The following is an 18,950-nucleotide window of genomic DNA, read 5'->3' as shown; positions in this document are numbered from 1 at the left end:
ACTGAAGTTGTGCTTCAGCGAGTGTCAGAGCGAGCGTTCGGCGCGTATCGGAGCAGCATCACCTTGAGGCAGCGCGGTAAGCCGCGTCCACCTATGCATGCCGGACAGACGTTGACTCGTGGTCGGCGACCGTCTCGGTCTCCAGTTGGAAGGTCGAGTGCGCGACCGAAACTTCGAAGTGTTCAGCCACACATTCCCGAATGTCAGCCAACACCGTCATGGCGTGTCCGTTCTGGAAGCACTCGTCGCGAACTACGATGTGCGCGCTCAGCGTGGGCAACCCAGTGGCCACGGTGGATGCGTGAACGTCATGCACATCGACTACATGCCCGAGCTTGAGAATGTGCGCCCGCACGTCCTCGAGGTCCAGGCCTTTGGGAGTGAACTCCATGAGAACACTGCCGGTCTCACGCATCAACATGAACGCGCGGGGGACGATGAGAGCGGCGATGAGCATTCCTGCGAGAGCATCTGCCTGCTGAAACCCTGTCGTCGCGATGACGATGGCCGCGACGATGACACCGAGTGAACCAAGAGCATCGTTGAGAACTTCGAGGAAAGCGGCCCTCATGTTGAAGTTCGCGCCACGACTCGATGCGAGCACCGCGATTGCAACGATATTGGCGGTGAGGCCGATGATGCCGAAGACGAGCAACTCCCCCGCTGGTACCTCTGGCGGCTCGAACAGGCGACGGATACCTTCGATTGCCGCGTAGGTTCCGACCGCCAGCAGCAGCGCCGCTTGAGCGAGTGCTGCTAACACTTCAATCCGTCGAAAGCCCCAGGTGCGCTTCGAGCTCGGCGGGCGCAGCATCAACGTTGCCGCGATGAGCGCGACGAGAAGTCCTGACGCGTCGGTGATGGCGTGCGCCGTGTCCGTGAGCAGAGCGAGGCTGCCGGTGATGACGGAGCCAACCCCCTGCGCCGCCACGATGGCGGCAGTGATGGCGAAAGCGATCCAGAGCCGGCGGCGAAAGTCCCCGGGCATGCCTTCTTCGGTCATGGTTGGCCCGTGGTCATGTCCCGCACCCATTACGCTGCCCCTTCTCTCTCGCTTCGTAAGTGCTCACACAGCATCAAGTCTTTTCCGGTGGCGCCCAGGAGCGCTTCTCCGGCAACCATCACGACTCGCAGAGCCTCGGGATGTGCGAGGGCGTACCACGTCGATGGACCGTCAGGTCGAGCGACAGCAAGACGACATTCAACGAGGAATCCAAGGTGCTTGCTCACGGTCGACTGCGCGAATCCCATGTGCTCAACGAGGTCTCGCACTCGATGTTCTCCGGACGAGAGATGCTGAACGATAGCCAGTCGCGTTGGGTCAGCGAACGCCTGGAACAGGTGTGCGTACGCGCCTGTCGCCTCCGCGTCCAACTCAAGCAACTCGCGTTCTATCATCGCCATACGACGATGATAGAACGCAGACGCTGTACCGTCACGGTTCTAGAGCAACTGATAAGGACACTCACTTGCACGGCCAACTGATGGCGGGCGCGCTTGGCCTGTCGACTATGTCACATGACGATCTCGCCGGGACGCACGAGACGCTGGCGGACGTCGCCCCCATGAACCACGAGATGCGCACGTTGCCTGACGAACAATGATGTCCTCCGCGGCACGCCACTATCAGACACGGCTAACCGAAGGATGTTCCCTCAGCGGTCTTCGGACGCCCTGCAAGAGGGGGAACACGAGCGCGTTGGGTCCGGAGATCTGCTGCGAGGTCCTGGCGGCTCGCGGGTCGCAAAGTCCGGGGAATCCTCTCGGCACCCGGGTACGGCCCGACAGGGTGAGCCCGGCTGTCTCGAGAACACTCTCGACGCTAGTGACCCCCAGCATGTTCGCGACGAGAGATCTAGCGATAATGCCGAACTGCTCTTGCGATGCCCTTTCCCGCTCACGGTGCTCATCGGTCGTCTGTCGAACACGTTGCGCGTCCGGGTGTTTGAATGGGACGACAGCGAACAGGGCGATAATATCCAGGCACTGTACACCGCAGCTTTGAGTATTCATGCGAGCGCGCCCTCCTGGCCCATCACAGACGTGCTGCTTCAGGTCGTACCTTCATCAACATCGGCGACTCCCCGGGAGGCCGGAGAGTCTTGGTGGTCAAGCGCGACTCGGGAGCTGTTCCGGCGCGGGAACGGGAGCTCTTCAGGCAGCTAGCTGACCTTCAGGTCCTTGAGTTCACGGCGGGGAAGGTTGCTATCGAGAGCCCTCTTGCGTGGCTTCTGCGGTGTTCAATGTGATTCGCCCGTTCGGCTTTACCTGAACTCCGCCTTGCTAGCCCTGGCGCGGAACTACTCGCTGTCGCGGGGACTGCCTCACCGCGGCAGACTCGCACGGCTGCTGACGTTGTCAGCCGCCTCTGGTGGGGGTGGACGTCGGCATCGGGATCACCACGGCAGACAGCATGAAACTCACTCCCGCCAAGTGCGGCGTCCTCGCAGCGCGCCCAAGTGCTCGGTGTTGCGATGCGATCTCGAGCCCAGCGATCTTCAGTCTGATCTCCCGCGACCTGCGCAGAATCATGCGCCTCTCCACAGTCGCCCGCGATTCATCGGTTCTGGCCATCGTGGGATGTTTCATTGCGCTCACGTTTCGCGACCGGCAACGGCCGACAACGACAGTCAAACGGACGAAGGTCTCCAGCTCTCATTGGTCTACCGAATCGTTCGCTGCCGCGGCCCGCGTCGTTCGGAGAACTTCGCCCTGACGGGTGACCAAGCAGCGAATACGCCGGTTCGGATTACGCCGTCAGAACAGTAACTTGGAGGAGGCCACGGTTACCGCGACCCGCCTCGGCGATCTTCGTACATGACCCGCTCAAGACGCCGCCCAGACCCCCAGCTCGTTGCCGCTCGGGTCGGTGAAGTGCAGCCGCCGGCCGTCCTCCGGGGAACTCGTACGGTCCCTGGATCACGGTGCCGCCCGCCGCGGTGATCGCCTGCTGCGTCGCATCGAGATCGTCCGAATACAGGAGCACGAGCGGACCGCCCGGCGGGCGCCCCTGATCCGAGAGCAGCAGCCCTCCGACCTCGGCCCCGTCGCCTGAGGGCGACGAGATGCCCGCATATGTCGGCCCGTAGTCCACGAACGTCCACCCGAAGGCCTCGCCGTAGAATCGCCGCGCTGCGTCGAGGTCCTGCACGACGAGTTCGACGTAGTCGATCGAATGGTGCTGCGGTGTCGGAGTCATGACGCAACGGTAGCGAGGGCCACCGACATCCAACACGGCTTCCGTGGCCGGGTGCGGTCCCCCGTCGGCGCAGGAGTAGCGTGGAGGGGTGCGTCAGATCTCCCACTCCCCCGTGTCGGCTCCGGGGTGGAGGGCCTGGCTGATCTGGTCGGTGGGCGTCGCCGCCTACGTTCTCGCGATCACCAACCGCACGTCCCTCGGCGCCGTGGGGGTCGAGGCCGCTGATCGCTTCCAGGCCGACGCCTCGACTCTGGCACTGTTCGCCGTCGTGCAGCTGGCGGTGTACGGCGGTATGCAGATCCCGGTCGGGGTGCTGCTCGACCGATACGGCTCGCGGCCCATCATGACGATCGGCATGTTCCTCATGGCCGCGGGTCAGCTCACCATGGCGCTCTCCCCCAGCATCGGCATCGCGCTCGTCGCCCGCATCCTCCTCGGGGCCGGGGACGCCGCGATCTTCCCAGCGGTCCTGCGCCTCGTGGCGACGTGGTTCCCGGCGCAGCGCGGTCCCCTCATGGTCCAGTTCACCGGGATCCTCGGTCAGGCGGGTCAGCTGATCGCCCTCGTGCCGCTCGCCGCACTGCTGCACTCGACGAGCTGGACGATCACCTTCGGCAGCGTCGCGGGACTCGGCGTGCTGTTCACGATCCTCGTGGCGCTCGTGATCCGCAACCACCCGCCCGAGAGAGGCGCAGACGTCTCGGTCGACACCGACACCGGGGTGATCCGCGTTGTGACCTCCGCGATCGACACCGGCGTCGGCATCCGTGCGGCCTGGGCGCATCCGGGCACCCGACTGGCATTCTGGTCGCACTTCACCACTCCCTTCGCAGGAACCGCCTTCATCCTGCTGTGGGGAATGCCTTTCCTCACAGCCGCGCAGGGGCTCTCCCCCGCCCACGCGGCCGGGATCATCTCCGTCTACGTCATCGCGGGCATGGCACTCGGCCCCGTGATCGGTGATCTGTCGCGGCGCCTGCCGAACCACCGCTCCCTGGCGCTCGTGCTTCCTGCCGTCACGGTGCAGCTGGTCGCCTGGGTCGTCGTGATCGCACTCCCCGGACCCGCACCGCTGTGGCTCCTGTACGTGCTCGCCGCCGCTCTCGCGACAGGCGGCCCCGCGAGCATGATCGCCTTCGACCACGCGCGCACGCACAATCCCTCGCACCGGCTCAGCACGGCGACCGGTGTCACGAACGCCGGCGGCTTCATCGCCGCGCTGATCGCGATCTTCCTGATCGGTCTCGCCCTCGATCTCCAGGGCGCGGGGTCGCCAGAGACCTACTCCCTGGACGCGTTCCGCATCGCCTTCCTGATGCCCGTGCCCCTCTGGCTGCTGGGCACGACGTTCATCCTCGTCGAGCGCAAGCGCACCCGCATCCGTATGGGACTGGATCCGGACCGACGTCGCTGAGCGCGCTCAGCGCGCGAGGTGCTGGAACGTCTCGAGGATGAGCTCGACACTGACGCGCTCGGGGACCTCGTCGTCGCCCGCCTCGAATTCTGCCAGCTCGATGCCCTTGACGGAGCCGGCGGGAAGTGCCGCGAAGATCGTCGCGATCTGATGGGGCAGCAGACCCGCCCCGACCCGGTAGGCGGCCGGGATGTACCCGGGCTCCAGGACGTCCCAGTCCACGTGGATCCACACGGGGCGGCCGTCGAGGAGCTCTGTCACGCGCTCGGGCGTGCTCTCGTCCGGCGCGAGCACGGTGACGCCGGCCTGTGCCAGCAGATCGCCCTCCGCCGGGTCGATGTCGCGGCCACCGACGACGATCACCCGGCGCGGATCGATCCCGGCACCGTGGCCGCTGTCCCACAGCCCGCACGCGGCGGCCACCACCATCCCACCGAGGTATCCCGAGCCGGTCGTGTCCGGGGTGTTGAAGTCGCCGTGCGCGTCGATCCAGAGCAGCACCGCATCGGGGTGGCGATCCGCCACGGTGGGCAGAGTGCCGAGACTCGCGGCGCAGGTGTTGGTCGCCAGAAGGGGTGTGCGGTCGGCGTCGATCGCCGCAGCGACGGCGTCGCGCAGACCATGCAGAGTGGCCTTCGCCGCGGGAAGGGCCTCTGACCAGTCGTCGGTGCGGGATGCCGTGGGCGTCCCGATGACCTGCTGCTCCACCCCGAGGAGCCCCGAGAGCGCCTCGCCCACGAGCCGCGCACCGACGAGGGCTCCGTCCGTGCGGTCCGCCACACGGCCCTGGGAGACGATGAGTGAGAAGCGAGCAGTCATCCTCTCAGCTTCCCACTCCCCCGTGCCGCCGAGCAAAACGACGACCGGCGATACGCTCAGCGCGCCGCACGACCCATCGGCGTCCAGCCGAAGGGCACGAGGCCGTCCACGACTGCCCGCTCGCGGTCTGTGGATGCCGACCATCCCTGCACCTCGTCGCCGCCGTCGAGGCTGTCGAACGCGCCGCGAGCCACCCGGAGTCCGACATCGTCGTGATGCATCTGCGGTCCACCGCCTCGCCGCACGCCGGCCCGCACGCTCCACACATCGTCGGCGAATCCGCCGCCGCGGAACACACGGTAGTCGTCGTACCGCGCGGGATCCAGGAGGTCCCAGCACCATTCCCACACGTTGCCCAGGGTGTCGAAGAGGCCGTGCAGGTTCGGCAGCTTCCCGCCCACGTCCTGCGGTGCGGACACGCCGTCGGCGGAGGTCCAGGCGGCCTCGGCGAGCGGGGCGTAATGCGGTCCAGCGGAGCCGGCGCGGCACGCGAACTCCCATTCGGCCTCGGTCGGCAGCCGATACCCGTCGGCGGTCGTGTCCCAGGTGACGTCCTCTCCGTCGAACAGGTACACAGGGTCCAGCCCTTCCCATTCGGACGCCGCGTTGCAGAAGTGGACCGCGCGCAGCCAGCTGAGGTCGCGGGCAGGACGCCGGGGATGCCGGGACGGGATCGGCAGGATCTCGGCGAGCTGCTCCTCCGTCACCGCGAACGCTCCGATCTCGAAGGCTTCGAGCTCGACCGTGCGCTGCACCGAGAGTCGGGCGTCGTGCAGCGTCACAGCGCCGGCGGGGATTCGCCTCAGCTCGATGTCCGTCACGCCTGCGGCGTCCGTTCGACCCAGTCGGGGTATTTGGCCGCGCGGCCGTCTCCCGACGATGTGCGCGTGACCCGACGTCGGACCCATGGGCCGACGAACTGCCGGTAGTACGCGAGGCCCGCGGGACCGGCCGCGGCCAGCTCGGTCGGCGACCACCAGGTCGGGTCGGGCTCGAGGCCGAGCGCGTGGAGCACACGCGCCGCGACGCGATGATGGCCGGACGCGTTCATGTGCAGCCGGTCCTCTGACCAGTACGGCGCGCGGGCGAGCTCTCGATCCGGCCAGTTCAGGGCCCGCACGACGTCGGGGCGATCCTCGATCCGCCGGAGCACTGCCTCCGAGAGCAGGTCCCCGCGTTTCTGCACGAGCGGCCCCATCGGCAGCTGCCCGCTCGGGTTGGCTCCTGACAGGAGGATGAGTGTGACCCCCTCCTCATCGCACCGGCGGAGCACGCGGCTGAACGCATCGGCGATGTGCTCGGGGTCGGTCCGCGGGCGGAGCATGTCGTTGCCCCCGCCGTTGAACGAGAGATGCGTGGGGCGGAGGGCGAGGGCGGGTTCGAGCTGCTGCTCGACGATCGGCCAGGCCAGCTTGCCCCGGATCGCGAGATTCGCATAGCTGATGGACCGACCGGATGCCGTCGCCCAGCCCTGGGCGACGAGGTCGGCCCAGCCTCGCTCGCGGCCGTCCGGGAGCACGTCGCCGACCCCCTCCGTGAAGGAGTCGCCGATGGCCACATAGCGCACTTCTGCCATCAGACCAGCATATTGGTGCGAGACGACCGGGCGGCGTGAGACGCGGCTACCGGTCGTCGAGTGCCGCTCCCCCACGGTCGACCAGCCCCCAGGCCGCCGCTGCAGCGACGACGAAGCACGCGCCGAAGATCACGAAGAGCAGCGGCGCCCCACCCGCGACGAGCAGCACAGGAACGACGAGCGGCGCCACGATCGAGGCGATGCGTCCGACTCCGGCGGCCCACCCGGCGCCGGTGCCGCGCAACGAGGTCGGGTAGATCTCCGGCGTGACGGCGTACAGGGCACCCCAGGCGCCGAGGTTGAAGAACGAGAGCGCCATTCCCGACGCGATGATCGCCGCCTCGGTCGTCGACGTGCCGAAGAACACGGCCGCGACCGCCGATCCGCCGAGGAATACCGACAGGGTGACTCTGCGGCCCCAGACCTCGATCAGCCAGGCGGCGACGGCGTAGCCGGGAAGCTGCGCCACGGTGATGATGAGGGTGAATCCGAAGGACCGTACGAGGTCGAACCCTGCGTCGACCAGGATGCTGGGGATCCAGATGAACGCGCCGTAGTACGAGAAGTTCACGCAGAGCCAGACCACCCACAGGCACGCCGTACGGATCCGGAACTCGCTGTTCCACAGCCCCGAGACACGCGTCCTGAGGTCTCGCGCGAGCGGACGCGACTCGGGCTCGCGGCGGATGGACGGCGCGCGCTCCACGCGGGCATCCACCTCGAAGGTCGACACGATCCGGTCGGCTTCGGCGATGCGTCCGCGCGAGGCCAGCCAGCGCGGAGACTCCGGGAGACCCCAGCGCACGATCAGCGCGTACAGGGCGGGGACGGCGCCGATCGCGAACGCCCAACGCCATCCGTCGGCGGACGCGGGGATCACGAAGTATCCGATCACCGCGGCGGCCGTCCAGCCGACCGCCCAGAACGCCTCGAGCAACACGATCAGACGCCCGCGTATGCGGGCGGGAGCGAACTCGCTCACGTAGCTCGAGGCGACCGGCAACTCGGCACCGAGTCCGAGGCCCACCACGAAACGGAGCACCAGCAGCGCGGCGAGGCCGCTCACGAGAGCGCTCGCCCCGGTCGCGACGCCGTACACGAGCAGGGTGAGCGCGAAGACCTGGCGTCGCCCCAGACGATCGGCGAGGAGACCGCCGAGCGTCGCGCCGAGCGCCATGCCGATGAATCCGACGGAGGCGATCCACCCGGCATCCGTCTTGGTGATCCCCCACTGCTGCGTCAGCGCCGCGAGGATGAACGAGATCAGTCCGACGTCCATCGCGTCGAGGGCCCAGCCCACCCCCGATCCCGTGAGCACCCGGAGGTGGCGACGGGTGAACGGCAGATCGTCGAGACGACCGGCCAGCGACTCGCGGCTCGGCAGGACGGGATGTGCCATGCTCCCCATCGTAGGACTCACCGGGTCCTGCCGAGCCGGTCGTCTCGTCTCAGTCGTCGGCCAGCAGGCGACGCACCCGCGGGATGACCTCGGTGCCGTAGAGCTCGATGCTCGTCATCATGGCCTCGTGCGACAGGGTCCCCGTGGCGTACTTCAGGTCGAAACGCCCGAGCCCGAGAGTGCGCACGGTGTCGGCGATCTTCGCCGCCACGCGATCGGGAGACCCCACGTACAGAGCCCCAGCGGGGCCGACATCGTTCTGGAATCGCGCGCGACTGTACGCCGGCCATCCCCGCTCGCGCCCGATCGTGTTGTTCATCGCCTCGAAGCCCGAGTACGCGGCATCCCAGGCCTCGTCGTCCGTCGCGGCGACGTGCCCCGGAGAGTGCACCGAGATCGGGTGCGAGGCCGTGCCGAAGGACTCCACCGAGCGGTGGTAGAGATCCACGAACGGCCGGAATCGCGCTGCGGGACCGCCGATGATCGCCAGCATGAGACCGAGGCCGTGCCGGGCCACGCGCACCACCGACTCCGGGCTTCCGCCGACGCCGACCCACGTGCGGAGTCCGTTGGCGGTCTTCGGGAACACGTCGGCATTCTCGAGAGAGGCGCGCATGCTCCCGGACCACGTCACCGGCTCCTCCTTGAGAAGCTCGACGAAGAGCTCGAGCTTCTGCTCGAACAGCGCCTCATAGTCCCGGAGGTCATAGCCGAACAGCGGGAAGGACTCGATGAACGATCCGCGGCCGAGAACGACCTCGGCTCGTCCGTTCGAGAGAGCGTCCAGGGTCGAGAACCGCTCGAAGACCCGCACGGGATCGTCCGAGGACAGCACCGTCACGGCGGTCCCGAGGCGGATGCTCTCCGTACGCCCCGCAATCGTCGCGAGGACCATCTCTGGCGCCGACACCGCGAATTCCGCCCGGTGGTGCTCCCCCACGCCGAAGAAGCCGACACCGACGCGGTCCGCCAGGACCGCCTGCTCGACGACGTTGCGGATCGTCTCCGCCGCCGTCAGCAGCTCTCCGTCGGCGTCGCGCGTGATGTCGCCGAATGTGTCCAGCCCGAACTCGATGTCCATGTCAGCCCTTTCTATTCAGGTGAATGAACAACGACTCGCGCTGGACCATTCCCATCAGCGACCGAGAAGCGCCGTCCGCAGGGTGTCGAGACCCACGCCGCCCATATCCAGCGCGCGCTTGTGGAACTCCTTGACGTCGAACCCGTCGCCGCGCTCGGCCTGATACGCGTCTCGGACCTGCTCCCAGATGCGCTGCCCGACCTTGTAGGACGGAGCCTGCCCCGGCCAGCCGAGGTAGCGGTTCACCTCGAACTGCACGAACTGGTCGGACATGTTGACGTTCCCGCGCATGAAGTCGAGCGCGGATGCCGCATCCCAGGTGCCTTCGCCGTCGAGGCGTGGCTTGCGCAGATGCACGCCGATGTCGAGGACCACCCGGGCGGCGCGCATGCGCTGCCCGTCGAGCATCCCCAGGCGGTCGGCCGGGTCGTCGAGATACCCGAGCTGCTGCATCAGACGCTCCGCGTACAGAGCCCATCCCTCGGCGTGGCCGGACGTGCCCGCGAGCAGGCGACGCCACGAGTTGAGCTCGGCGCGATTGTAGACCGCCTGCGCGATCTGCAGGTGGTGGCCGGGAACGCCCTCGTGGTAGACGGTCGTGAGCTCACGCCAGGTGTCGAACTCCGTGACGCCCTCGGGAACCGACCACCACATCCGCCCCGGGCGCGAGAAGTCGTCCGTCGGGCCGGTGTAGTAGATCCCGCCCTCCTGCGTGGGAGCGATCATGCACTCCAGGGTCCGGATCTCCTCCGGGATGTCGAAGTGCGTGGCGCCCAGCTCAGCGACGGCGCGGTCGCTCGTCTCCTGCATCCATCGCTGCAGCGCGTCGGTGCCGACCAGCTTGCGCGACGAGTCCGACTCGAGGTGGGCCACCGCCTCCTCGACACTGGCGCCGGGCAGGATCTCGTTCGCGATCGCGGTCTGTTCGGCCACCATCCGCTGAAGCTCTTCGCGACCCCACTCGTACGTCTCGTCGAGGTCGATCGTCGCGCCGAGGAATCGTCGGGAGTTGAGGGCGTACAGGTCGCGGCCGACCGCGTCCTCCTCGGAGGCTTCCGGCGCGAGCTCCTCCGCGAGGAAGCGACGCAGCGCGCCGTAGGCGACGCGAGCGGATGCGGAGTTCTCGTCGAGCGTGCGGGCGAGCGAGGCGGGGAGATTTCCCTCCTCCGGAGTCGCGTGGGCGACGAAGGACGCGAAGAAGCCGTCATCCGCGATGTAGCGATCGATCTGCGTCGCGACCTCGACGACCTGGCGACGTGCGGGCATGACCCCCGCCGCGATACCGGCTCGGAGCGTCTCGGTGTAGCCTCGCAGCGCCTCCGGTACCGCGGCGAGCCGGGTCGCGATGACCGACCAGTCGTCGACCGTCGCTGTCGGCATGAGGTCGAAGGCGGACCGCACGTCCTGCGCAGCGGAGGCGATGACGTTGAGGTCGCGCAGGTGCCACCGAGCCTCGTGCAGTTCGAGGTCGAGCGAGAGCTCGGCGCTGAGGTCCGCTTTGGTCACCTCATCGATCGCATCGACCGGCTCGAGCGCAGCGAGCGTGGCCAGAGTCTCCTTCGTCGCCGCGGCGATCTGCTCATGCCCCTCGGGGCTCAGATCTCCGAAACGGTCGTTGACCTCGTCACGACCGATGTAGGTGCCGAGCGTCGGCGCCAGCACAGCGATCGTGTCGACCCAGTCGTCGGCGACCTTGTCGATGGCGGAAGGGATGCGGGGGGAAGACGTCATCCCTTCAGCGTAGCCCGCGGCGGCCGCGCGGACACGTCGGTCTCGCGCAGCCGCCCCTGCACGTCAATGAGCTGCTTCGTTCCAGTCCTGTCCGCGGCCCACCTGTACATCGAGCGGCACCGACAGAGACGCGGCGTCGCCCATCCGCGTCCGCACGATCCGCTCGGCAGCATCCCACTCCCCCGGTGCCACCTCGACTACGAGCTCGTCATGGATCTGCAGCAGCACGCGGGAGGTCAGTCCCTCCGAGCGGAGATCCCCGTGGATGTGGAACAGGGCGATCTTCATGATGTCGGCGGCGCTGCCCTGGATCGGAGCGTTGAGGGCTGCGCGCTCCGCATTCTCACGCAGGACGCGGTTGGGCGAGGCGAGGTCGGGGAACGGACGGCGGCGACCGAAGATCGTCTCGGTGTAGCCGTCCTCTTTCGCCTGCAGCACCGAGGCCCGCAGATAGTCGCGGACCGCACCGAAGCGCGCGAAGTACTCGATCATGAGCTGCTTCGCCTCGGACTGCTCGATCCGCAACTGCTTGGAGAGCCCGAAGGCCGAGAGTCCGTAGACCAGGCCGTAGGACATCGCCTTGACCTTCGTGCGCATGGCCGCCGTGACGTCCGACGGATCCACCCCGAACACACGTGCACCCACGAAGCGATGGAGATCCTCGCCGCTGTTGAACGCCTCGATCAAGCCCTCGTCGCCCGAGAGATGCGCCATGATGCGCATCTCGATCTGCGAGTAGTCCGCCGTGAGCAGCGCTTCGTACTCGTCGCCGACCTGGAACGCGCTGCGGATGCGACGCGACTCCTCGGTGCGCACCGGGATGTTCTGCAGGTTGGGGTCGGTGCTCGACAAACGCCCCGTCTGGCTGCCCGTCTGCACGTAGGTCGTATGGACGCGGTGATCGTCGCCGATCGCGGTGTCGAGCGATTCGATGATCTGTCGCAGTTTGGTCGCCTCCCGGTGCTGCAGGAGGAGCCCGAGGAACGGGTGCGGGTTCGTCTCCTGGAGATCGGCGAGCACGGCGGCGTCGGTCGAGTACCCGGTCTTGGTCTTGCGGGTCTTCGGCAGCTGAAGATCGTCGAACAGCACCTCCTGGAGCTGCTTCGGAGACCCGAGGTTGAACTCACGTCCGACGATCGTGAACGCCTCCTGCGCGAGTCCCTCGGCACGGGATCCGAGCTCGCCCGAGAACGAGGACAGAACCTCGTGGGACACCGCGACTCCCGCGACCTCCATATCCGCGAGCGTGAGCAGCGTCGGCAACTCGATGTCGGTGAGCACAGCGCCCACGGACTCCGGGATGTCCTCGCGGAGGGCTTGGGCGACGCGGAGGGCGAACCACGCCTCCTGCGACGGGGTCGCGCCCTCGGTCTCGGGCACGAGCTGGGACGGATCCGCCTCGGGCAGCTTCTCGCCCAGGTAACGCTCTACGAGATCGGCGAGCGTCTTATCCGGGAAGCTCGGGCGCAGAAGCCATCCGGCGAGACTGGTGTCGTATGCCAGGCCGTCGAGGCGGATACCGCGCCGGAGCAGCGCCTTGACCTGCGGCTTGGCGTCGTGGAGCACCTTGGGCCGGTCGGATTGCAGCCACTCGGCGAGAGCCGCTGCGGTCGCTTCGCTCCAATCGACCTCGCGGAGGGCCTCGACCGTCGCGGCTCCGAGGCGCGTGGGCACGCCGTTCTGCACGACCACGCGGAGCGCGACATCCCCCTCCTGCGCCTGTGCCCAGGCGGCGAAGCCCGCAGCGTCGAGCTGCTCGGGACTCGGCAGCTCGACCACGGCGGCCGGATCGTCTGCGACCTCGCCGGCGCCGACGGCGTCGAACACCCGAGGCAGCAGCGTGCGGAACTCGAGACGCGCGAAGATGTCGCGCACGGCCTGCGCGTCGATCGGGCTCACCGCGAGGTCGTCCGGTGCGACCGGGAGCTCGACGTCGCGCAGCAGGCGATTGAGCTTGCGGTTCCGGCGCACGTCCTCGATGTGGTCGCGGAGGTTGCCGCCGACGACGCCTTTGATCTCCTCTGCGCGCGCGAGCAGCTCGTCGAGCGATCCGAACTGGGTAAGCCATTTGACGGCCGTCTTCTCGCCGACCTTCGGCACACCGGGGAGGTTGTCGCTCGTCTCACCCACGAGGGCCGCGATGTCGGGATACTGCTCGGGGCGTACGCCGTAGCGCTCCTGCACTGTGGTCGGGTCGTAGCGCTTGAGCTGCGACACGCCCTGCACGTTGGGATACAGCAGGGTGATGTCATCGTTCACGAGCTGGATCGTGTCGCGATCGCCCGAGACCACGAGGACCTCGTAGCCCTGCTCGGCTCCCTGGGTGGACAGGGTCGCGAGGATGTCGTCCGCCTCGATGCCCTCTTTCGTCAGGACCGGGATCGACATCGCGGCGAGGCAGTCCTGGAGCAGCGGGATCTGCCCGCGGAACTCCTGGGGCGTCTCGGAGCGCGTGGCCTTGTACTCGGGGTACTCCTCCGTGCGGAAGGAGTGGCGGGAGGTGTCGAACGCGATCGCAAGATGCGTGGGCTGCTCGGCCTTGATCAGGTTCACCAGCATCGACAGGAACCCGTAGATGGCGTTCGTGTGCTGGTTGTCCTTGGTGGTGAAGTTGTCCACCGGAAGCGCGAAGAAGGCGCGGTAGGCGAGCGAGTGGCCGTCGACGACCATGAGGGTAGGCTTTGCGGAGTCCGTCACCCTGTCAGCCTAACGAGGACCACGGACAAGCGCTGAGGAGGCTTCATGAGCGAGACAGTGTCCGGGACCGGACTCGACTGGGCGACGGCTCGGGGCATGGGGGCGCTCGCCGAGAAGATGGGCATGGAGTTCCTCGAGTTCGCCACGGACCGATGCGTCGCGACGATGCCGGTCGAGGGCAACACGCAGCCTGTGGGACTCATGCATGGGGGCGCCTACGTGGTGCTCGGCGAGTCGCTCGGCTCCATGGCGGCCAATCTCCATGCGGGTCCTGGCCGTCTCGCCGTCGGCGTGGACATCAATGCGACGCATACGCGCTCCGCCACTTCCGGTCTCGTGACCGGTGTATGCACTCCGGTCCACCTCGGACGCAGCATCACCGTGCATGAGATCGTTGTGACCGATGATCAGGGACGCCGATGCTCGACGATCCGCATCACCAACATGATCAAGGACCTTCCGGTCTGATCCCCTCCCGAAGGATGCCGAGCACCTCGGCCATCTGCGAGCTCAGTCCGTCGAGACGCCCGTCGATGCCGTCGAGACGCGCGTCGATGCCGTCGAGACGCGCGTCGATGCCGTCGAAACGCGCATCGTGCTCGTCGAGCTTCTTGCCGATCCCTTCGAGGATCTCGTAGATCGATGCGATATCGTTCGTGTTCTGCTCGACGCGGAGCTGGAGGGCGGCTGGGCTCAATGGCATGCGATGACACTACGCGTCGCGTCGCTGCTCGGGGGGCGTGATCGAGCAAGTGTGGAGAAGTATCTCGACGAAGGCATCCGTGGAGGAGGGATCACACGAGGATGCGCTGGAAGAGCACGTGGTCCTGCCACTCCCCCGCGATGCGCAGATACTGAGGGGCGATGCCGATGCGCTCGAATCCGTCCGAGGTCAGAACGTGCTGCGACGCGGTGTTGTGGAGCAGGGTCGCCGCCTGCAGGCGGTGCAGGTGCAGCTCCGTGCGAGCGTGGTCTGAGACGAGAGCGACCGCACGTCTAGCGAGTCCACGGCGAGTATGGCGGCCATCGATCCAATAGCCCAGGTCGGCGCTCCAGAAAGCGCCGCGCACGACGTTGTTCAGGTTGACCCGGCCGCGGATCTCTCCGTCTCCCGACTCGATCACGAAGCGGTACCCACGTCCTGCCTGGACGTCGGCGAGGCACTGTTCGACGTGCTGCTCCTGGTGCGCCCGCGTGAAGAACACGTCCGAGCGCGACGGCTCCCAGGGGGCGAGATGCTCCCGGTTCGCGGCGTACGCCCGGGCCAGCGCAGCCCCATCGCTCGTGCGAACCGGACGAAGGACGTGATCCGCATCGAGCGGATGCATCGTGCTACTTCTTCGGTGCGAGCTGCTCGATGATCGCCTTGGCGACGTCCTGCATCGTGAGACGACGATCCATCGAGGCCTTCTGGATCCAGCGGAAGGCCTCGGGCTCGGAGAGCCCCATCTTCTCGTTGAGCAGCCCCTTGGCGCGGTCGACGAGCTTGCGGGTCTCGAAGCGTTCGACCATGTCGGCGACCTCGGCCTCGAGCGTGATGATCTGCTCGTGGCGCGCGAGCGCGATCTCGATCGCGGGCAGCAGGTCGTTCGGCGTGAACGGCTTGACCACGTAGGCCAGCGCCCCCGCCTCGCTCGCACGTTCCACGAGCTCCTTCTGGCTGAACGCGGTCAGCAGAACCACGGGCGCGATGTTGCCCTTGTGCAGCTTCTCCGCGGCGCTGATGCCGTCGAGCTGAGGCATCTTGACATCCATGATGACGAGGTCGGGACGCAGCTCGGTCGCCAACGCCACCGCTGTCTCGCCGTCCCCGGCCTCGCCGACGACATCGAATCCGTTGTCGCGGAGGATCTCGACGATGTCGAGGCGGATCAGCGATTCGTCCTCGGCGACGACGACGCGTCGAGGTGCGGATGCCGTGGGCTGCTCAGCCTGTTCTTGCTCTGTCACGCCTCCATCCTAGTGGAGAGACTCCCCCGCGGCCGGGAAGGCACCCGTCCGCGCACATCCGTGCAGTCGTGCTGCGCTACAGTCGTAGACGCGACACACGAGCCGGCGTGGCGGAATGGCAGACGCGGAGCACTCAAAATGCTCTGTCCGTGAGGGCGTGTGGGTTCGAGTCCCACCGCCGGCACCGAGGTCTCGCAGATCTGTCGCGTAGCGCGATCATGCGCTAGACAGTCCTCATGCGAGCGAATCCTGCGACCGACATCTGGAGCCGCACGCGGCGTCGACGTCGCGTGCTCGCCGGCGTGCTGGTCGCAGTCGTCCTCGTCGCCGGGGTGTTCGCGACGGACGCCATCCGCCGCCACATCGAGGGCGAGGCCGACCTCGTCTCCGATGCGGGCTTCTACCGGTTGCCATCGCCGATGCCGTCAGGTGAGCCCGGTGACGTCATCCGATCGGAGCGGATCGACAGCGCTCCCCTCGGGGCGGTTGCGTGGCGGGTGATCTACCACACACGCGATCTCGCAGGCGATGACGTCGCGGCCTCCGCCGTCGTGATCGTCCCGGACGTCCCCGCGCCTGACAGCGGTCGCGTCAGCATCGCCTGGGGCCACCCGACCACCGGCGCGGCACCCGCGTGTGCGCCGTCACTCGACGTCGATCCGTTCCAGCTGATCGAAGGGCTCCATGAGTTCCTGCTCGCCGGCTACGCGGTCGTCGCCGCAGACTACCCCGGGCTCGGGGTACCCGGGGACTCCTCCTACCTGTTGGGCGTCCCCGAGTCCAACAGCATCCTCGACGCTGTCCGCGCCGCCCACAGCATCGACGCCGCGCAGATCGGAACGGATCTCGTGCTGTGGGGGCATTCGCAGGGAGGGCAAGCCGTGCTGTTCGCCGCCGAGCGCGCCACCGCATACGCCCCGGAGCTGTCCGTCCGTGGTGTCGCGGTCGCCGCTCCAGCAGCCGACCTCACGGAGCTCATGAGCGACGACATCATCGACATCTCCGGCGTCACCATCGCGTCGTACGCGATCCCCGCCTACGAAGCCGCCTACGCGCACCGGTTCGGGGAGGAGGCGCTGTCCTCCATCCTCACCCCCGCGGGCGCGACGGCGACACCCGAGATGGCGTCGATGTGTCTGCTCTCGGACGTGAAGGAGATCCATGAGATCGCGGATCCGCTGATCGGTCGGTACGTCACGAGCGACCCCGCGACCACCGAGCCGTGGAAGACCGTGCTCGAGGAGAACAGCGCCGGCTCCTCCCCCATCGACGTGCCGATCTTCGTCGGACAGGGACTCGCGGATCAACTCGTCCGCCCTTCGGCGACCGAGGACTACGTCGCGGGTCTGTGCGCGCAGCGAGCCGATGTCGACTTCCACCGCTATCCGGGCGTGAACCACGGCCTCGCGGCCTATGCGGCCCTGCCCGACATGCTCCTCTGGCTCGCCGAGGTGAGCTCTGGACGCCCGCCTACGACGACGTGCGCCGCGCCGGGACGCTGACGCCGTCGACGACGAGGGGGGAAGGAGCGTGCACTCCTTCCCCCCTCGTGACTGACCGATCGGGTCAGACCGTGGCTTCCTTGTAGATCGGCGCCGCTCCGTTGACGGCATCCCCGACCTTGTGGACGCGGATATCGTTCGTGGAGCCCACGATCCCGGGAGGGGATCCGGAGATCACGACGACCTTGTCGCCCTCGGCGGCAAGACCGTTCCTCAGAAGGTAGTCGTCGACCTGGAGATACATGAGGTCGGTGTGCTGCACCATGTCCACCAGGCTGGACCGGATGCCCCAGGTGAGGGCCATACGGCGGCGGATGTCGGGCTCCGGAGTGAAGGCGAGCATCGGGATCCGCGAACGGAGGCGCGACAGGCGCCGAGCCGAGTCTCCGGACTGCGTGAACACGCAGAGGAACTTGGCCTCGACGAACTCGGCGACCTCGAGTGCGGCGAGCGTGATGGCGCCACCCTGGGTGCGGGGCTTCGCGGTCAGGGGCGCGATGCGCTCCAGCCCGTGCTCCTCGGTCGACTCGATGATCCGCGCCATGGTCTCGACCACGACGACCGGGTAGTCGCCGACGCTGGTCTCGCCCGAGAGCATGACGGCGTCAGCGCCGTCGAGCACCGCGTTCGCCACGTCCGAGGTCTCGGCACGGGTGGGCACCGGGCTGTTGATCATCGACTCGAGCATCTGCGTCGCGACGATCACGGGCTTGGCCATGCGGCGGGCGAGCTCGACCGCGCGCTTCTGCACGATCGGCACGGCCTCCAGCGGCAGCTCGACACCCAGGTCGCCGCGGGCGACCATGATCGCGTCGAACGCGTCGACGATCTCCTCGAGCGCGTCTACCGCCTGCGGCTTCTCGACCTTGGCGATGACGGGGACCTTGACGCCCTCCTCCGCCATGATCTCGTGCACGCGTGTCACGTCGGCGGCGTTGCGCACGAAAGACAGCGCGATGAGGTCGGCGCCGATGCGGAGGCCCCAGCGCAGATCCTCCTCATCCTTCTCGCTCAGCGCCGGCACGTTGACGGCGACGCCGGGGAGGTTGATGCCCTTGTTGTTCGAGACGGCACCGGCGACCACGACCCGCGTCGTGACGCGCACGCCATCGGTCTCGACGACCTCGACGCGGACCTTGCCGTCGTCGATCAGGAGGAAGTCCCCCGGCTTGACGTCCTGCGGCAGGCCCTTGAAGGTCGTGCCGCAGATCTCCCTATTGCCGATGATGTCCTCGGTCGTGATGGTGAAGATGTCACCCTTCGCGAGCTCGTAGGGGCCGGCCTCGAACTTGCCGAGGCGGATCTTCGGTCCCTGCAGGTCGACGAGGATCGCGACGGCGCGACCCGCGTCCTCCGCGGCGCGACGGACGTTCGCGTAGTTGTTCTCGTGCACGGAGTAGTCGCCGTGGCTGAGGTTCAGGCGCGCGACATCCACGCCGGCGTCGATCAGTGCACGCACGGTCTCATAGGTGGATGTTGCGGGGCCCAGGGTGGCGACGATTTTCGCGCGTCTCAACGGATTCTCCAGGGTAGAAGTGGGGGATGGAAATCAGGCGACGGTGCCGCGCTCAGCCTACGCGGG

17 protein-coding genes and 1 tRNA gene are annotated in these 18,950 nt (G+C 67.5%); 4 read left to right on the top strand and 14 right to left on the bottom strand.

What is annotated here, in order from left to right; translation table 11 throughout:
- Window positions 1–91: 91 nt before the first annotated feature.
- The 3 genes from MRBLMX7_RS01035 to MRBLMX7_RS01025 all read right to left on the bottom strand — a co-directional run bounded on the left by MRBLMX7_RS01035 (window position 92) and on the right by MRBLMX7_RS01025 (window position 3,199).
- Entirely contained in the window at window positions 92–1,033 is a 942-nt protein-coding gene (locus MRBLMX7_RS01035; RefSeq protein WP_341934459.1) for a cation diffusion facilitator family transporter, read from the bottom strand.
- A complete protein-coding gene (locus MRBLMX7_RS01030) occupies window positions 1,033–1,398 on the bottom strand; it encodes an ArsR/SmtB family transcription factor (protein WP_341936235.1) in 366 nt (121 codons plus the stop codon). The genes MRBLMX7_RS01035 and MRBLMX7_RS01030 overlap by 1 nt, the downstream gene beginning before the upstream one ends.
- 1,351 nt (window positions 1,399–2,749) lie before the next feature.
- The gene (locus MRBLMX7_RS01025; RefSeq protein ID WP_363365838.1) at window positions 2,750–3,199 is read right to left on the bottom strand and encodes a VOC family protein; all 450 of its coding nucleotides are present in this window, start codon (window positions 3,197–3,199) and stop codon (window positions 2,750–2,752) included.
- 88 nt (window positions 3,200–3,287) lie between these two features.
- On the opposite strand from MRBLMX7_RS01025, the gene MRBLMX7_RS01020 reads away from it, so the two are divergent.
- Window positions 3,288–4,613: an MFS transporter gene (locus MRBLMX7_RS01020; protein WP_363365837.1), complete on the top strand. Its 1,326-nt coding sequence runs from the start codon at window positions 3,288–3,290 to the stop codon at window positions 4,611–4,613.
- A 6-nt stretch (window positions 4,614–4,619) separates the two neighbouring features.
- On the opposite strand, the gene MRBLMX7_RS01015 is transcribed toward MRBLMX7_RS01020, so the two are convergent.
- The 7 genes from MRBLMX7_RS01015 to polA form a co-directional block, all read right to left on the bottom strand.
- Complete coding sequence (locus MRBLMX7_RS01015; RefSeq protein WP_363365836.1) at window positions 4,620–5,432, bottom strand: arginase family protein; 813 nt, start codon at window positions 5,430–5,432, stop codon at window positions 4,620–4,622.
- Between the two features lie 56 nt (window positions 5,433–5,488).
- Window positions 5,489–6,253, bottom strand: a complete 765-nt coding sequence (locus MRBLMX7_RS01010) for a formylglycine-generating enzyme family protein (RefSeq protein WP_363365835.1) — start codon at window positions 6,251–6,253, stop codon at window positions 5,489–5,491.
- Window positions 6,250–7,008, bottom strand: a complete 759-nt coding sequence (locus MRBLMX7_RS01005) for an SGNH/GDSL hydrolase family protein (protein ID WP_200903780.1) — start codon at window positions 7,006–7,008, stop codon at window positions 6,250–6,252. The genes MRBLMX7_RS01010 and MRBLMX7_RS01005 overlap by 4 nt, the downstream gene beginning before the upstream one ends.
- 46 nt (window positions 7,009–7,054) lie before the next feature.
- Entirely contained in the window at window positions 7,055–8,407 is a 1,353-nt protein-coding gene (locus MRBLMX7_RS01000; protein ID WP_363365834.1) for an MFS transporter, read from the bottom strand.
- Window positions 8,408–8,456: 49 nt separating this feature from the next.
- Complete coding sequence (locus MRBLMX7_RS00995) at window positions 8,457–9,488, bottom strand: LLM class flavin-dependent oxidoreductase (protein WP_363365833.1); 1,032 nt, start codon at window positions 9,486–9,488, stop codon at window positions 8,457–8,459.
- 54 nt (window positions 9,489–9,542) lie between these two features.
- Window positions 9,543–11,219 (bottom strand): DUF885 domain-containing protein, encoded by a 1,677-nt coding sequence (locus MRBLMX7_RS00990; protein WP_363365832.1) that lies wholly within the window; start codon window positions 11,217–11,219, stop codon window positions 9,543–9,545.
- A gap of 63 nt (window positions 11,220–11,282) precedes the next feature.
- Entirely contained in the window at window positions 11,283–13,916 is a 2,634-nt protein-coding gene (polA, locus tag MRBLMX7_RS00985) for a DNA polymerase I (RefSeq protein WP_363365831.1), read from the bottom strand.
- 45 nt (window positions 13,917–13,961) lie between these two features.
- Here polA and MRBLMX7_RS00980 point away from each other — a divergent pair, with 45 nt between their 5' ends.
- On the top strand, window positions 13,962–14,384 hold the full coding sequence (locus tag MRBLMX7_RS00980) for a hotdog fold thioesterase (protein ID WP_363365830.1): 423 nt from the start codon (window positions 13,962–13,964) through the stop codon (window positions 14,382–14,384).
- On the opposite strand, the gene MRBLMX7_RS00975 is transcribed toward MRBLMX7_RS00980, so the two are convergent.
- The 3 genes from MRBLMX7_RS00975 to MRBLMX7_RS00965 all read right to left on the bottom strand — a co-directional run bounded on the left by MRBLMX7_RS00975 (window position 14,365) and on the right by MRBLMX7_RS00965 (window position 15,866).
- Window positions 14,365–14,619: a hypothetical protein gene (locus tag MRBLMX7_RS00975; protein ID WP_363365829.1), complete on the bottom strand. Its 255-nt coding sequence runs from the start codon at window positions 14,617–14,619 to the stop codon at window positions 14,365–14,367. The genes MRBLMX7_RS00980 and MRBLMX7_RS00975 overlap by 20 nt on opposite strands.
- A 91-nt stretch (window positions 14,620–14,710) precedes the next feature.
- A complete protein-coding gene (locus MRBLMX7_RS00970) occupies window positions 14,711–15,244 on the bottom strand; it encodes a GNAT family N-acetyltransferase (RefSeq protein WP_363365828.1) in 534 nt (177 codons plus the stop codon).
- 4 nt (window positions 15,245–15,248) lie between these two features.
- Window positions 15,249–15,866 (bottom strand): ANTAR domain-containing response regulator, encoded by a 618-nt coding sequence (locus tag MRBLMX7_RS00965; RefSeq protein WP_025103469.1) that lies wholly within the window; start codon window positions 15,864–15,866, stop codon window positions 15,249–15,251.
- A 101-nt stretch (window positions 15,867–15,967) separates the two neighbouring features.
- On the opposite strand from MRBLMX7_RS00965, the gene MRBLMX7_RS00960 reads away from it, so the two are divergent.
- Window positions 15,968–16,050, top strand: a tRNA-Leu gene (locus tag MRBLMX7_RS00960).
- A 52-nt stretch (window positions 16,051–16,102) separates the two neighbouring features.
- Window positions 16,103–17,368 (top strand): alpha/beta fold hydrolase, encoded by a 1,266-nt coding sequence (locus tag MRBLMX7_RS00955; protein WP_363365827.1) that lies wholly within the window; start codon window positions 16,103–16,105, stop codon window positions 17,366–17,368.
- Between the two features lie 64 nt (window positions 17,369–17,432).
- Here MRBLMX7_RS00955 and pyk read toward each other — a convergent pair whose 3' ends face one another.
- Window positions 17,433–18,884, bottom strand: a complete 1,452-nt coding sequence (gene pyk / locus MRBLMX7_RS00950) for a pyruvate kinase (protein WP_363365826.1) — start codon at window positions 18,882–18,884, stop codon at window positions 17,433–17,435.
- Between the last annotated feature and the right edge of the window lie 66 nt (window positions 18,885–18,950).

It is taken from the genome of Microbacterium sp. LMX7-1.2 (assembly GCF_040675935.1).
Classification (GTDB): Bacteria; Actinomycetota; Actinomycetes; order Actinomycetales; family Microbacteriaceae; genus Microbacterium.
This window is presented reverse-complemented; position numbering and strand designations above follow the sequence as displayed.